A 13,235-nucleotide genomic window follows, 5' to 3' on the forward strand; every position below is an offset into this window, starting at 1 on the left:
CTTGCATGCCCCCGATGTCCCGCCCGGTCCAGTCACCGGACGAAAAATCGCCACTTTTGCCTCTCAGAAGCGCCCGGCCTGCACATTACCTTGATCACTTGCGGCCCCGGTCTTGGCAGGTGCAGGATTGGACCATATCCAGGATGGGGAGTGTGGGCGGCTCCCTTTCATTCGCCATGATGGCGATCTGTATTGACCTTGGCGAGAGATGCAATGATTGCCACCCAGCCAGATGATCCCATACGCCCGACTATCCTGGTGGTGGAGGATGAGCCCATCGTGCGGATGGTGACCGTGGCGATGCTGGAAGAGATGGGTTTCCGCGCGACAGAGGCCGCCAACGCGGCCGCCGTGCTGGCGCGGGTCGACCCCGGCGAGGGCGCGCTGAAGGCCGTCCTGCTCGACATCAATATCCCGGGCGCCCGGGGGCGCGACATGGTGGATGAGATCCGCGCCCGGCGTCCCGGCCTGCCTGTGCTGATCGCCAGCGGCGCGGATACCGAGGAACTGCGCGAGCGCTTCGACCGGCATGGCCATATCGACTTCCTCCCCAAGCCTTACGCCAATGCCGAGCTGCGCCAGGCGCTGAACCGTCTGGGTCTCTGACCCTCCCCGCCACTGGCGGAGCTTCAACCTTATCGTCCGGGTTTCGCGGCGGCGGTGCCGGTGCGGCGCTTGCCCTGCCTCGGACGGGACCTTTTTCAGACCGTCATGCCCGTTTCCCAAGACACCGAACTGGCGCGCGTCAAGGCGCGCATCCGTGCGCTGGCCGAACGCACCGTCTCCAATGGCTGCACGGAAGCCGAGGCCATGGCGGCGGCCGGGATGGTCGGCCGCCTGCTGGAACGATACGCGCTGACGATGGAGGAGATCGACCTTCGGGAGGCGCGCTGCGTTCAGGTGGAGATCCCCCTGCCCGGCCGGCAGCGCCGCCCGATCGATGGCTGCGTGCCGGCCATCGCACGCCTCTGCGACTGCAAGGTGTGGCTGGCGCGGGATGGGGGCATCCCGCGCTATGTCTTCTTTGGGTTCGAGACGGATACGGGTCTGGCGGCCTATCTCTACCAGGTCGTCAGCCGCGCCATGGCGGTGGAGCTGGAAGGCTTCCGCGCCGCCCATCCCGCGCTGCGGGGCCCGCGGCTGCGCCAGGCCTCGACCAGCTTCCAGCAGGGCATGGCCGCGCGCCTGGCGGAACGGCTGGAGGCCATGCATGCGGCACGGGAGGCGGATGTGGCGGCGCGGCGCCAGGCGGGCACTGCGCTGATCCTGGTGAAGCACCGGGTGGTGGAAGATGCCTTCCGGGAGACGGGCACGCGGCTCGTCTCCGGCGGCCGCCGCAGCCTGCGGGAGGATGCCGCCTTCCGTCATGGCGAGGTGGCGGGCGAGAGGGTGAACCTGAACCGCCCGGTGGCAGGCGGAGGCGGCGGGTTGCTGGAATGACGCGCGCGCCGGACCGCCAGCGCGCCCGCGTCTATGCCTGGGAGGATGTGCATGTCGCGCCCCATGCCCGGGACCTTCTGCCCTTCTCCGCCGCGCAGCCGATGGTCGATGCCATCTGGGCCGAGATGGGTCTGCGCTACCCGCCCGCCGTCGAGCCCCTGCCCCGCCAGTCCCGCCGGCTGCTGGGCGATGCAAACCGGCTGCGCCTTCGCCTTCCGCAGCAATGGCCGAGCTTCCTGCTGCTGCATGAGCTCGCGCATGCCATGACCAGCACTCATGACGGCGCCTCGGACGGGCATGGGCCACGCTTCATGGGGCTCTACCTGCAAATGCTGGAGCGGTACCTGCGGCTGCCGGCGGAAAGCCTGCTGGCCTCCCTGGCGGAAGCGGGCATTGCCTGTGACCCGGCCGCCAGGCCCCTCTTCCTCGATCCCTAGCCGGGCAGGCGCAGGCCGCGCAGCCCGGCGGGCAGCTGCAGCTGCGGAAAACCCTGGGGCAGCCGGAAGCGTGATGGATCCTGCGGGCCATAGGTGACGCGGGTGGCTTCCAGCACCTCCTGCCGCCCGGTCTGCTGCGCCCGCAGCAGCACGCCATCCGCCGTCAGGCAGGCGACGCCGCCCTTCCCGTCCCGCCGCTCGATCTGCCAGTCCGTGCAACCGGCGCCGGCAATGGTGCGGCGCCCGAGGCGCGTCACGCGCCCCTGTGACTCCGGCCGGTCCAGCAGCATGGCGATCTCGGGCGCGGCCGGCAGGCGCATCACGAGCCGCTGGTCCTCCATGACCATGTAGGCGCGCTGCGTCGGCTGGTCGACCATCAGCCAGCCGGGGGCGGAGGCATTGTCCACCCGCAGCACCCGCTGGCTGGCCAGCCAGGTGGCATGGATGTCGCCCGGCTGCCGGTTGCCACCAGAGAGGCGGAAAGTCACTGCCACGTCCCGGCTGGGCAGCAATTGCGGTGACTGCTGCGCCAGGGCGGGCGCCGCCAGCAGCATGGGTGCCAGCAGAGCCGTGGCGAGGCGCTGGATCATCGTCAATCTCCCCTCTCTTCCAGGTTCAGATGGCGACGCCCCTGACCGAAGTCATCCCGGCGGCGCCCCGGCCCGGCCTCACAACCCGTGGAAGAGTTCGGTGGAGAGGTAACGTTCGGCGAAGGAGGCGGCGATGCCGATGATGAGTTGGTTGTGGTGCTGGGGTTGGGCGGCGAGGTCGAGCATGGCGTGGAGGACGGCGCCGGAGGAGATGCCGATGGGGATGCCTTCGGTGCGGGCGCAGAGGCGTGCGGCGGCGAAGGCCTCGCGTTCGGTGACGCGGCGGAGGAGGTCGATGCGTTCGAGTTCGAGGACGCCGGGCCTGAAGCCGGCGCCGATGCCCTGGATTTCGTGGGGTCCGGGGTCGTCGCCGGAGAGGACGGCGGATTCGGCCGGCTCGACGCCGACGAGGGTGAGGCCGGGGCGGCGGGGCTTGAGGGCGCGGGCGATGCCGGTCAGCGTGCCGCCGGTGCCGAGGCCGGCGACGATGACATCGGCCTGGCCGTGGCTGTCGGCCCAGATTTCCTCGGCGGTGGTGGCTGCGTGGATGGCGGGGTTGGCGGGGTTGTCGAACTGGCGGGGCATCCAGGCGCCGGGGGTCTGGGCGGCGATGCGCTCGGCCTCGGCGATGGCGCCGGCCATGCCCTGGCGGGCGGGGGTGAGGACGACCTCGGCACCGAGCAGGCGGAGCATCTTGCGCCGCTCGGTGGAGGCGCCGTCGGGCATGGTGACGACGAGGCGGTAGCCGCGGGCGGCGGCGGCGAAGGCCAGCGCGATGCCGGTGTTGCCGGAGGTGGGCTCGACGATGGTGGCGCCGGGGGTGAGGGTGCCGGCGGCCTCGGCCTCGGCGATCATGGCCTGGCCGATGCGGTCCTTCAGCGAGCCGAGCGGGTTGAAGAATTCGAGCTTGAGCGCGAGGCGGGCGGAGAGGCCGCAAGTGGCCTCGATGCGGGGCAGGCGGACCAGCGGGGTATGGCCGATGGTGTCGAGGATGCTGTCATGGAGGCGGCCGGGGCGGGGGGCGGTGCTGGGGGTGTGACCTGCGGGCATGGGAGGGCTATACCACGAGGAGGGGGCGTGGATCAGGGTGAAAGGGAAGGCAGGCGCGTGGTTGGGATGATGTTGCGGCGGGACCGGGCGATGGTGGCGGTCTCGATCATGCTGGATGTGGGGTTCCACGCGGGACGCGGGTCGGTGGTGCCGGCGGGCGACATCGCTGAGCGGCTGGGGGAGGCGCGGCGGGGCATCGAGCCGGTGCTGCAGGCGCTGTCGCGGGCGGGGCTGCTGGGCAGCACGCGGGGGCCGAAGGGCGGCTACCGGCTGGGGCGGGCGGCGCGCGACATCCGGCTGTCGGAGGTGGTGGCGGCGGTGAGCGGCGGGGCGGGGGAGGACGAGGCGGCGGAGGCCGCCGGCTCGCCGCTGAACGAGGCGGTGGTGGTGCCGCTCTGGGCGGAGCTGGAGGCGGGCCTCGCCGCCATCCTGGAGCAGCTGACGCTGGCCGAGCTGCTGCGCCGCGCCGCCGCCAAAGGCCTGCGACGCCCCACACCCGAAGCCCTCAACTTCGCCATCTGAGACAGGGGCTGGTCCTCGCAGCGGGCGCGGCACAAGATACCGCCGAGCCCTTCCGGAGGATGAGTGTCATGGCTACCGATATCGCTGCCGCAGCCGAGGCGCTGCTGCATGCCCGGCGTGAGAACAGTCGGATCGACGCGCTCCCCGAGGGTGCCCGCCCCACCACCGTGGAGGAGGTCTATGCCATCCAGAAGCGGGTGGCCGAGGCGCGCGGGCCGATCGGCGGCTGGAAGGTGGGCGCGGCCGACCCGCAGGCCGAGCCGGGCACCGCGCCACTGAATGTGGTGGACCTGCACCTGACGCCGGAACCCCTGCCCGCCTCGCGCTTCCATGTCACCGGGGTGGAGGCCGAGATCGCCTATCTGCTCGGCCGTGACCTGCCGCCGCGCGAGACGCCCTATACGCGGGAGGAAGTGCTGGACGCGGTGGAAAGCCTGCACCCCGTCATCGAGATCGTGGATACGCGCTTCACGCGGCTGAAGGGGACCGATCTGCTGAGCCATGCGGCCGACCAGATCAACCATGGCGCCCTGGTGGTAGGCCCTGCCCTGGCGGACTGGCGCGGCATCGACCCCGTGAACCAGCCGGTGCGCCTGCTGCTGAATGGCCAGAGGGTGGTGGAGCAGGTGGGCGGCAATCCGGCCGGGGACCCGGTGCGGCTGCTGCAATGGCTGGCCAATACCGGCGCCCGCGCCTATGGCGGGCTCTCGGCGGGCATGATCGTTACCACGGGGAGCTGCACCGGCCTCATCATGGTTGAGCCGGGCACGCGGATCATGGCGGAATTTCCGGGCCTTGGCGCGGTCGAGACCGCGGTGGCATAAGGCGCCCCCTGGCGCTCCCCCCGCTTGCCGCTAGCATCGCGGCGCCAACAAGGGGAGAAACGCCATGGCATCCTTTCGCTTCGACCATATCCACCTCCGCAGCGCCGACCCCGAGGCGGCGGCGGCCTTCTACGTGGACAATCTGAGGGCCACCATCCGTGACCGTGTCCGTAACGGCGCGGCGCTGCGGGTGATCGTCGATCTCGGCGGCGTCTCGCTCTTCATTGAGGAAGTGCCGCCCACCACCCCCGCCGCGCCGGTCCCGCCGCATCAGGGCATCGAACACATCGGGTTGCAGGTCACGGATATGGATGAGGCCGTGGCGGCGATGAAGGCCAGGGGCGTGCGCTTCACCATGGAGCCGAAGGAACTCCGGCCGGGCCTGCGTATCGCCTTCCTGGCGGCGCCCGACGGCGTGAGTGTGGAAATCCTGCAGCGCGGCTGAGGATCTCCGGCAACCTCATTCGTGCGCGTGCTCGTGCGAATGAGGTTCGCCATCCTCCATCATCATCAGCCGTCCGTGCCGCACGCCCCGCTGCGAGATGACGGAATCGGCGAAGGCGCGAAGGCGTGGCGCCAGTCCGCGCAGCACCGTCACCTCCATGCACCGGTCATGGTCGAGATGCACATGCAGCGTCGCGACCGAAAGGTTGTGATGTTCGTGGAAGCTGTCCGTCAGCCGCTGGGAAAGGTCGCGCCTGGCGTGGTCATAGACATAGGCCAGCGCCGCGACGCAGGGGCCTTCCTGCGCCCTTTCCTCGGCCAGCTGCCGCAACCCGGCGCGGGCCAGATCCCTTATGGCTTCCGAGCGGTTGCCATAGCCTAGCGCGTCGATCTCGCTCAGCAGCGCCTCGTCCAGGGTCAGGGTGATCCGCTGCATGAACATCGTTCCTTCCCAAATGGCTGTAGACACCCGGCTTCGCCCGGAAGTATGATATTTCGATAAGAACATCATACTTCTGGTCTTTGACCGGATGGAGGGGCCCGTGCTCCGCCGAAGCCTTCTGGGCGCCGCTACCCTAGCCTGGACAACCTCCTCCGTCAGCGGGGGCGCCCATGCTGCCAAGGCAGATAGCCTGAGGTTCTCCTGGCCAGTCAACGCGGGGCCGCTGGATCCGCAGGGATACGGACCCAACCAGCTCTTCGCCCAGGCCATGGTCTACGAGCCTCTGGTCCGCTTTACCGAGGGCGGCCGGGTCGCGCCCTGCTTGGCGACGGAATGGCGATTGGAAGAGGATAGCCGCGCCTGGGTCTTCAGGCTCCGCGAGGGCGTGCGCTTCTCGGACGGCCAGCCCTTCGATGCGGCAGCGGCCAAGGCGAATATCGATGCCGTCCTGGCGCAGCGGGACCAGCACGCCTGGCTGGATCTGGTGGCGCGGATCGAAGGTGCGGAAGTACTCGACCCCGCCACGCTGCGGCTGCGCCTCTCGCACCCCTATGACCCCGTGCTGTTCGATCTTTCGCTGATCCGCCCGCTTCGCTTCGCCTCCCCGGCGGCGCTGCGGCCGGGTGGCGGTGTCTCCGCGCCCGGCGGCACCGGGCCATGGCGGCTGGCGGAAAGCCGGCGTGGCGATCGCGACGTCTTCCTCCGCAACGACGACTACTGGGGTGAGAAGCCCGCCCTGCGCGAGGTGGTGGTGAAGGTGGCTGCGGACGCCAATAGCCGCGCCCTGGCGCTGGAGACCAACGAGATCGACCTGATCTACGGCGCTGATCAGCTGGATGCCGACACCTTCCGCCGCTTCGCATCAGACAGCCGCTTCACCACGGCCATCTCTCCTCCCCTGGCGACGCGGATGCTCTCCATCAATTCTGCCCGCTTCCCGACGGATGAACTCGCGGTGCGTCGCGCCATCCACCAGGGTATCAATCGCGCCGCGCTGGTGCGCCATGTGCTGCAGGAAACAGAGCCTGAGGCCACCAGCCTCTTCGCCCGCAACCTCCCGCACACCAATCTCGACCTCCCTTTCCTCTCCTTCGACCGAGAGGCGGCCGTGGCCGGGCTGGAAGCGGCGGGCTGGGTGCTGCCGCCCGGCGGCAGGCTGCGGCAGCGGCAGGGGCAAACCCTGGCACTGGATCTCTGCTTTCTTGGTAACGATGCTCTTCAGAAGGCCCTGGCGGAGGCGATCCAGGCCGATCTGGCCCGCATCGGCATCGCCGCGCGGCTGCTGGGCGAGGATTATGCGCGCTTCAAGGCCCGGGAGCGGTCCGGCGAGTTCGGGATGATCTTCGCGGAAACCTGGGGCGCGCCCTACGACCCTCATGCCTATCTGGCCGCCATGCGCGCGCCCGCGCATTCCGATTGGCAGGCGCAGCGCGGCTTGCCGATGAAGGCGGAGATCGACCGGCGCATCACCGCCCTCTTGGTCTCCACCGACGCCACGGCGCGGGAGGCGGATTACCGCTGGGTCCTGACCACGCTGCACGAGCAGGCGGTCTATTTCCCGGTGTCCTTCCTCACCAACAAGCTTGTGCACCGGAAGGGTTTCGCGAAGGTGCCATTCGGCAACACGCCCTCCGAACTGCCCTTCGCGCAGGTCCGGCCCGGCTGATGCTCGGCTTCATCCTGCGGCGCCTGTTGTCGTTGCCGCTGCTGCTGCTGGCTGTCTCGGTGTTGTTCTTCCTGATGCTGCGGTTGGGACATGGAGACCCGGCGATAGACTACCTCCGCCTCTCCCGCATTCCGCCGACCGATGGGGCGCTGGCCCTGGCGCGGCAGCAGCTGGGGCTGGATCAGGCCTTGCCGCTGCAATACTGGGCCTGGCTACAAAGCGCGGTGCGGCTGGATCTCGGGGCATCCTGGGCGACCGGTAACGCGGTGTCGGAGGAAATCCTGCACTACCTGCCGGCAACCCTGGAGCTGGCTGGCGCCGGCATGGCGCTGGTGTTGCTGGTGGGACTGCCGCTGGGATTGCTGGCGGCCCTGCGACGGGACCGCTGGCCGGACCACCTGACGCGGGCGCTGGCTTTCCTGGGCGTTTCCCTCCCCAATTTCTGGTTGGGCTTCCTGCTGATACTGCTGTTTTCCGTGCAGCTGGGCTGGCTGCCTGCCATGGGCAGGGATGGCCCGGCCAGCCTGATCATGCCGGCCATAGCCACGGCCACCATGTCCGTCTGCATCACGCTGCGGCTGATGCGCGCCTCTGTACTGGGCGTGCTGGGGGAGAGGCATCTGGTTTTCGCGCGCGCGCGGGGCCTGCCGGAACGCGGCGTGGTCGCACGGCATGTGCTGCCGAATGCCCTGATCCCGCCGCTGACCACGATTGGTCTGCATCTAGGTGAGCTGCTGGGCGGCGCCATGGTGGTGGAGATGGTGTTCGGCTGGCCTGGCCTCGGACGCTACGCGCTGCTGGCGATTTCCAATCGCGACTTCCCCGTGCTGCAGGGTTTCGTGCTGTCGATGACCACGGTCTTCGTGCTCTGCAACCTGGTGGTGGATCTGGCCTATGCCTGGCTGGACCCACGCATCCGCCTGGGCGAAGGCCGGATATGAAGCCCGGGATGCTGCGGGCCGGGCTGGCGCTGCTGGCACTGCTGGTCTGCGCCGCCCTTCTGGCGCCCTGGATTGTTCCTTTCGATCCGGCTGAGACCGATCTGGCAAGGCGCTTGATGCCACCCTCCGCCACGCACTGGCTCGGCACCGATCATCTGGGGCGGGACCTGCTCTCCCGCCTGCTTTGGGGGGCAAGAACCTCACTGGGCGCGGTCGCGGTGATCCTGGCACTGGTCCTGAGCATCGGCACCGTCCTGGGCTGCCTGGCCGGGCTGCTGGGCGGTTGGGTGGACGCGGTGCTGATGCGGCTGGCCGATATCTTCATGACGGTGCCGACCCTGGTGCTGGCGCTGTTCTTCATCGGCGCGCTGGGCACCGGAATGACCAATGTCATCATCGCCATCGCCCTGTCCCACTGGGCCTTCTACGCGCGGCTGGTGCGGGGGCTGACGCTCTCGCTGCGGGCGCGCGAGCATGCCGCGGCCGCGCGGGTGGCCGGGGCCTCCCGGCTGGATATCGCCCGGCGGCATGTGCTGCCGGCCATGGCGGGACAACTGGCGGTGCTGGCCGGCCTCGATCTCGGGCACTGGATGCTGCATGTCGCCGGCCTGTCCTTCCTGGGGCTGGGCATGGAGCCGCCGACGGCGGAATGGGGCATCATGATCAATGACGCCCGTCCCTTCTTCCGGGTCGCGCCCATGCTGGTGCTGCTGCCGGGCGCGGCCATCCTGCTGACGGTCATCGGCTTCAACCTGCTGGGCGACGCGTTGCGGGACCGTCTGGACCCATTCCTGGAACACAGCCATTGACCGGCCTTTCCATCGAAGGTCTGTCGCTTGCCGCCGGCGCGACGGTGCTGGTGCGCGATGTCTCCCTCTCGCTGGAGCGCGGCCGGGTAATGGGACTGCTGGGTTCCAGCGGCGGCGGCAAGAGCCTGACGGTCCTCGCCATGCTGGGCCTGCTGCCGCCGGGCGTGCGGCAGACCGCCGGGCAGGTGCGGCATGCCGGGCGTCTGCTGGACGACGCCGGGCGCGCCGCGCTGCGCGGCCGGGTGGCGGGGCTGGTGCAGCAATCCCCCCGCGCCTGCTTCAACCCGATCGTGACCATCGGCCGGCACTTCGCCGAAACGCTGGCGGCCGATGGCGTATCGCGCCGCGAGGCCTGCGGGCGCGCGGCGGCGCTTCTGGCCGAGGTAGGCTTCGATGACCCCTCCCCTCTTCTCGCCGCCTATCCGTTTCAGCTCAGCGGCGGGATGTTGCAGCGGGTGATGGTGGCCCTGGCCCTGGCCCGCGAGCCGGATTTCCTCCTGGCCGATGAACCGACCACCGACCTGGATCTCGTGGTGCAGGCCAGCATCCTGGCCTTGCTGGAGCGGCTGATGGCCCGCCGCGGCCTGGGCATCCTGCTGGTGACGCATGACCTTTCGGTCCTGGCCCGGCTGGCGGACAGGGTCGCGGTCATGCAGGGCGGCCGCATCGTGGAACGGCAGCCGGTAGCCGATTTCTTCGCGGCCCCGCGCCACCCCGCCAGCCGCGCCCTGATGCGCCGGCATCTGGAACTCTATGGGGAGGCGCTGCCGTGAGCCTGCTGCTGTTGCGCGAGCCCCGCAAATCCTACCGGCGCGGCAGTGCCTTCCGCCGCCAGAGGCCGCTACCGGTGCTGCGCGGGGGGGAGCTGCGTATCGGGCCCGGCGAATGCGTGGCGCTGCTGGGCCCCACCGGATCCGGCAAAAGCACGCTGGGGCGCGCTCTGCTGGGGTTGGATAGGCTGGATGCGGGCGAGGTGCTGTTCGAAGGGCAGCCGCTACTGGACACGCGGGGCCGCATGGCGCCCGCCACGCGCCGCGCCATCCAGGCCGTGTTCCAGGACCCTCATGGCGCCACCAGTCCGCGCTTCACGGCGTTCGAGGTGGTCGCCGAGCCGTTGCGGTATCTGGGCCTCTCCGGCGACGCGCTGCGGACACGGGTGGAGGAGCTCGTGGCCGCCGTGGGGCTGGATGACGCTGAGCTGGGACGTCTGGCGCATCGCTTCAGTGGCGGGCAGTTGCAGCGGCTCTGCATCGCCCGGGCGCTGGCGCCCCGCCCCCGCCTGCTGGTGCTGGATGAGGCGGTGAACAGCCTGGATCTGGAAAGCCAGTCGCGCATCCTGCGGCTGCTCTCGGCTCTGCGGGCCGGCACGGGCCTGGCCTATCTCTTCATCACCCATGACCTGCGGCTGATCCGCGGCTTCGCGGACCGCTGCTATGTCATGCAGGATGGCCAGGTAGTGGAAGTGCCTGAGCCGTTCGGCAATGATCCCGTGCCGCCCGCCATGGCCGCGCTGCGTGCCGCCATCCTTCCGGCCCGTCCCTGCATCCGCCGCGTCGAAGCCCCCGCCCTGGCCTGATGGCCGGCACGGGAAGGTGCTTACCCTTCTGCTGACGCTGCATGTTAGCGTCGCGCCAGGGCCGCCTGTTGAAGAGCGGCAGCGGAATGGGAGAGATGTCGCATGCTACCTCAGCGTATACTGGGCCGTACCGGCTTGCCTGTCTCCGCGATCGGCTTCGGGGCAGCCCCTCTGGGCGACCTTTATGAAAAGCTGGACGACCGGACGGCTGTGGAGACGGTCGAGGCGGCGATCGGGGCCGGCATCACGCTGGTGGATGCCTCACCCCACTACGGCAACGGGCTGGCGGAGCATCGCTGCGGTACGGCGCTGCGCCGGACCCGCCACCCGGCTGTCCTGCTTTCCACCAAGGTCGGCCGGCGAATGGAGCCCCGCGAAAGGCCGGAGCCGCCCCCAGCTGGCGTGGTGGCACCAGGCTTCGCGGGCGGCCTGCCGCACCGGGCGGTCTTTGACTACTCCTACGACGGCACAATGCGGATCTTCGAGCAGTCGCTGCTGCGGCTCGGCACCGACCGGATCGACCTGCTGCTGATCCATGATGTCGATGTCTGGACGCACGGCCCGGATATGGTGGAGCAGCGCTTCCGGGAAGCGATGGAAGGCGCATACCGGGCTCTGGAGCGGCTCAGATCGGAGGGTGCCGTAAAGGGGATCGGGGTCGGTCTGAACGAAGCGGAGATGTGCGTCCGTTTCGCTGAATCCGGCGATTTCGACACGATGCTGCTAGCGGGCCGCTATTCGCTGCTGGAACAGCCGGCGCTGGAGCATTTCCTGCCGCTGGCGCAGCGCAAGGGTATTGGCGTGATGCTCGGCGGCGTCTTCAACTCCGGCATCCTGGCGACCGGCGCCGTGCCTGGGGCGCGCTACAACTATGCCGAAGCACCGCCCGAGGCCATGTCGCGGGTACGGAGGATCGAGTCCATCTGCGTCGCGCATGATGTGCCGCTGGCCCGCGCGGCCTTACAGTTCCCGCTCGGCCACCCGGCCGTGTCCTCTGTCGTGCTGGGTGCGGTCACACCAGAGGAAGTGAAGCGGAACGTGGAAGGCATTTCCGCCCGCGTGCCGGCGGCGCTTTGGTCCGACCTTAAGGCGGAAGGCTTGCTGGACGTGGGAGCCCCCGTACCGGCATGAGCAGGCAAATCGACGCTCACCAGCATTTCTGGCGCGTGTCGCGTGGGGACTACGGCTGGCTGACACCCGAGCTGGCCGCCATCTACCGGGACTTTGGCCCGGCTGCCCTGACGCCGCTCCTGGACCGGCACGGCATCGGCGCCACGATCCTGGTACAGGCTGCGCCGACGGCCGAGGAAACCCGCTTCCTGCTGGAGATTGCCGCAGCCGAGCCCATCGTCGCGGGCGTGGTCGGCTGGGTGGCGCTGGACCGGCCCGGCGCCGCGGTGGAGGTCGCCGGCCTTGCCGACAACGACCTGCTCGTGGGCCTGCGGCCGATGCTGCACGACCTGCCGCAAGATGACTGGATTCTGCGCCCTGAGACTGCGCCTGGACTGGAGGAAGTCCAGCGGCAGGGGCTGGTCTTCGACGCACTGATCCGGCCCCCGCACCTGCCGCATCTGCTGCGGCTGGCTGAGCGGCACCCGGCACTTTCCATTGTCATCGATCACGCCGCCAAGCCGGAGTTGCGGCGAGGCTGGAGCGATGACTGGGCTGCCGGGATGCGGGCGCTGGCGCGGCACGCTCAGGTCTGCTGCAAATTCTCCGGCCTGCTGACCGAAGCCGGCCCGGGAACTGGGGCCGCCCTTCTTGCCCCTTATCTCGACCTGTTGCTGGACGCCTTTGGCCCGGAGCGGCTGGTCTGGGGCAGCGACTGGCCGGTGCTGACGCTGGCGGCGGATTACGACCGCTGGCGTGATGTGACCATGGAACTGCTGGAGCCCCTGCCGCCGGAAGCCCGCCATGCGATCCTGGGCGGCAATGCCGAGCGTATCTACCTCTCCCGCCGCGGACGGAGAACCGATCATGCTGAAGCATATTGATCCTTTGCTGACGCCGGACCTGCTCTGGGTCCTGGCGGCCATGGGCCATGGCGATGACCTGGCACTGGTGGACGCAAATTTTCCGGCCGAGGCCATTGCTGCCTCTACCGTATCGCGGCGGCTGGTTCGCTTACCCGGCCTCCGCATGGGAGCCGTGATGCGCGCCGTGCTTTCGGTGCTGCCTCTGGACGACTTCGTACCGGACCCGGTGCGCCGCATGGAAGTGGTCGGCGAGCCGACGCAGATACCGCCCGCCCAGGCGGAAGTGCTTCATGCGATGGGCACTGCCCTCGGGCATGCGGTCAGGATGCAAGGGATTGAGCGCTTCGCCTTCTATGCCGCGGCGCGCGACTCCTTCGCCATAGTTCAGGTGGGGGATCTACGCCCCTATGGCGACTTCCTGCTCCGGAAGGGCGTGATCCTCGGTGCCTGAGGATCTGGCGGCAGCGCCCTGACGGGAATAGAGCCAGTTGGATGCATCCAACTGCGTTCCGCGCCTG

Annotated in this window: 17 protein-coding genes; 14 read left to right on the plus strand and 3 right to left on the minus strand. The window is 69.4% G+C overall.

The window, feature by feature from the left end:
* Positions 1 to 213: 213 nt before the first annotated feature.
* From IAI58_RS21925 to IAI58_RS21935, 3 genes are all read left to right on the plus strand, one after another.
* Complete coding sequence (locus IAI58_RS21925; protein ID WP_207448288.1) at positions 214 to 606, plus strand: response regulator; 393 nt, start codon at positions 214 to 216, stop codon at positions 604 to 606.
* A gap of 105 nt (positions 607 to 711) precedes the next feature.
* The gene (locus IAI58_RS21930) at positions 712 to 1,440 is read left to right on the plus strand and encodes a DUF7168 domain-containing protein (protein WP_207448286.1); all 729 of its coding nucleotides are present in this window, start codon (positions 712 to 714) and stop codon (positions 1,438 to 1,440) included.
* Positions 1,437 to 1,877, plus strand: a complete 441-nt coding sequence (locus tag IAI58_RS21935; RefSeq protein WP_207448284.1) for a SprT family zinc-dependent metalloprotease — start codon at positions 1,437 to 1,439, stop codon at positions 1,875 to 1,877. The genes IAI58_RS21930 and IAI58_RS21935 overlap by 4 nt, the downstream gene beginning before the upstream one ends.
* Here the strand turns inward: IAI58_RS21935 and IAI58_RS21940 are convergent.
* Positions 1,874 to 2,467: a DUF4412 domain-containing protein gene (locus IAI58_RS21940; RefSeq protein WP_207448282.1), complete on the minus strand. Its 594-nt coding sequence runs from the start codon at positions 2,465 to 2,467 to the stop codon at positions 1,874 to 1,876. The genes IAI58_RS21935 and IAI58_RS21940 overlap by 4 nt on opposite strands.
* A 78-nt stretch (positions 2,468 to 2,545) precedes the next feature.
* Positions 2,546 to 3,517, minus strand: coding sequence for a cysteine synthase A (cysK, locus tag IAI58_RS21945; RefSeq protein ID WP_207451555.1), 972 nt, complete (start codon positions 3,515 to 3,517; stop codon positions 2,546 to 2,548).
* 66 nt (positions 3,518 to 3,583) lie between these two features.
* On the opposite strand from cysK, the gene IAI58_RS21950 reads away from it, so the two are divergent.
* The 3 genes from IAI58_RS21950 to IAI58_RS21960 all read left to right on the plus strand — a co-directional run bounded on the left by IAI58_RS21950 (position 3,584) and on the right by IAI58_RS21960 (position 5,308).
* Complete coding sequence (locus IAI58_RS21950; RefSeq protein ID WP_208776325.1) at positions 3,584 to 4,039, plus strand: RrF2 family transcriptional regulator; 456 nt, start codon at positions 3,584 to 3,586, stop codon at positions 4,037 to 4,039.
* A 68-nt stretch (positions 4,040 to 4,107) separates the two neighbouring features.
* On the plus strand, positions 4,108 to 4,863 hold the full coding sequence (locus tag IAI58_RS21955) for a 2-keto-4-pentenoate hydratase (protein ID WP_207449000.1): 756 nt from the start codon (positions 4,108 to 4,110) through the stop codon (positions 4,861 to 4,863).
* Between the two features lie 64 nt (positions 4,864 to 4,927).
* A complete protein-coding gene (locus IAI58_RS21960; RefSeq protein ID WP_207448998.1) occupies positions 4,928 to 5,308 on the plus strand; it encodes a VOC family protein in 381 nt (126 codons plus the stop codon).
* Between the two features lie 15 nt (positions 5,309 to 5,323).
* Here IAI58_RS21960 and nikR read toward each other — a convergent pair whose 3' ends face one another.
* Positions 5,324 to 5,743, minus strand: coding sequence for a nickel-responsive transcriptional regulator NikR (gene nikR / locus IAI58_RS21965; RefSeq protein ID WP_207448996.1), 420 nt, complete (start codon positions 5,741 to 5,743; stop codon positions 5,324 to 5,326).
* A gap of 94 nt (positions 5,744 to 5,837) precedes the next feature.
* On the opposite strand from nikR, the gene nikA reads away from it, so the two are divergent.
* The 8 genes from nikA to IAI58_RS22005 all read left to right on the plus strand — a co-directional run bounded on the left by nikA (position 5,838) and on the right by IAI58_RS22005 (position 13,168).
* Positions 5,838 to 7,415, plus strand: a complete 1,578-nt coding sequence (nikA, locus tag IAI58_RS21970) for a nickel ABC transporter substrate-binding protein (protein ID WP_207448994.1) — start codon at positions 5,838 to 5,840, stop codon at positions 7,413 to 7,415.
* Complete coding sequence (nikB, locus tag IAI58_RS21975) at positions 7,415 to 8,356, plus strand: nickel ABC transporter permease subunit NikB (RefSeq protein ID WP_207448992.1); 942 nt, start codon at positions 7,415 to 7,417, stop codon at positions 8,354 to 8,356. Before nikA ends, nikB begins: the two co-directional genes overlap by 1 nt.
* Positions 8,353 to 9,165 carry a nickel ABC transporter permease subunit NikC gene (gene nikC / locus IAI58_RS21980; RefSeq protein WP_207448990.1) on the plus strand — a complete coding sequence of 271 codons (813 nt, stop codon included), beginning with the start codon at positions 8,353 to 8,355 and terminating at the stop codon, positions 9,163 to 9,165. The genes nikB and nikC overlap by 4 nt, the downstream gene beginning before the upstream one ends.
* The gene (locus IAI58_RS21985) at positions 9,162 to 9,938 is read left to right on the plus strand and encodes an ATP-binding cassette domain-containing protein (RefSeq protein ID WP_237182539.1); all 777 of its coding nucleotides are present in this window, start codon (positions 9,162 to 9,164) and stop codon (positions 9,936 to 9,938) included. Before nikC ends, IAI58_RS21985 begins: the two co-directional genes overlap by 4 nt.
* Positions 9,935 to 10,741 (plus strand): ATP-binding cassette domain-containing protein, encoded by an 807-nt coding sequence (locus IAI58_RS21990; protein ID WP_207448988.1) that lies wholly within the window; start codon positions 9,935 to 9,937, stop codon positions 10,739 to 10,741. The genes IAI58_RS21985 and IAI58_RS21990 overlap by 4 nt, the downstream gene beginning before the upstream one ends.
* A 102-nt stretch (positions 10,742 to 10,843) precedes the next feature.
* Positions 10,844 to 11,872, plus strand: coding sequence for an aldo/keto reductase (locus IAI58_RS21995; protein WP_207448986.1), 1,029 nt, complete (start codon positions 10,844 to 10,846; stop codon positions 11,870 to 11,872).
* A complete protein-coding gene (locus IAI58_RS22000; RefSeq protein WP_207448984.1) occupies positions 11,869 to 12,735 on the plus strand; it encodes an amidohydrolase family protein in 867 nt (288 codons plus the stop codon). Before IAI58_RS21995 ends, IAI58_RS22000 begins: the two co-directional genes overlap by 4 nt.
* Positions 12,719 to 13,168, plus strand: coding sequence for an RbsD/FucU family protein (locus IAI58_RS22005; RefSeq protein WP_207448982.1), 450 nt, complete (start codon positions 12,719 to 12,721; stop codon positions 13,166 to 13,168). Before IAI58_RS22000 ends, IAI58_RS22005 begins: the two co-directional genes overlap by 17 nt.
* Positions 13,169 to 13,235 lie beyond the last annotated feature (67 nt).

Origin of the sequence: Roseomonas marmotae, from assembly GCF_017654485.1 — a bacterium.
GTDB lineage: Bacteria > Pseudomonadota > Alphaproteobacteria > Acetobacterales > Acetobacteraceae > Pseudoroseomonas > Pseudoroseomonas marmotae.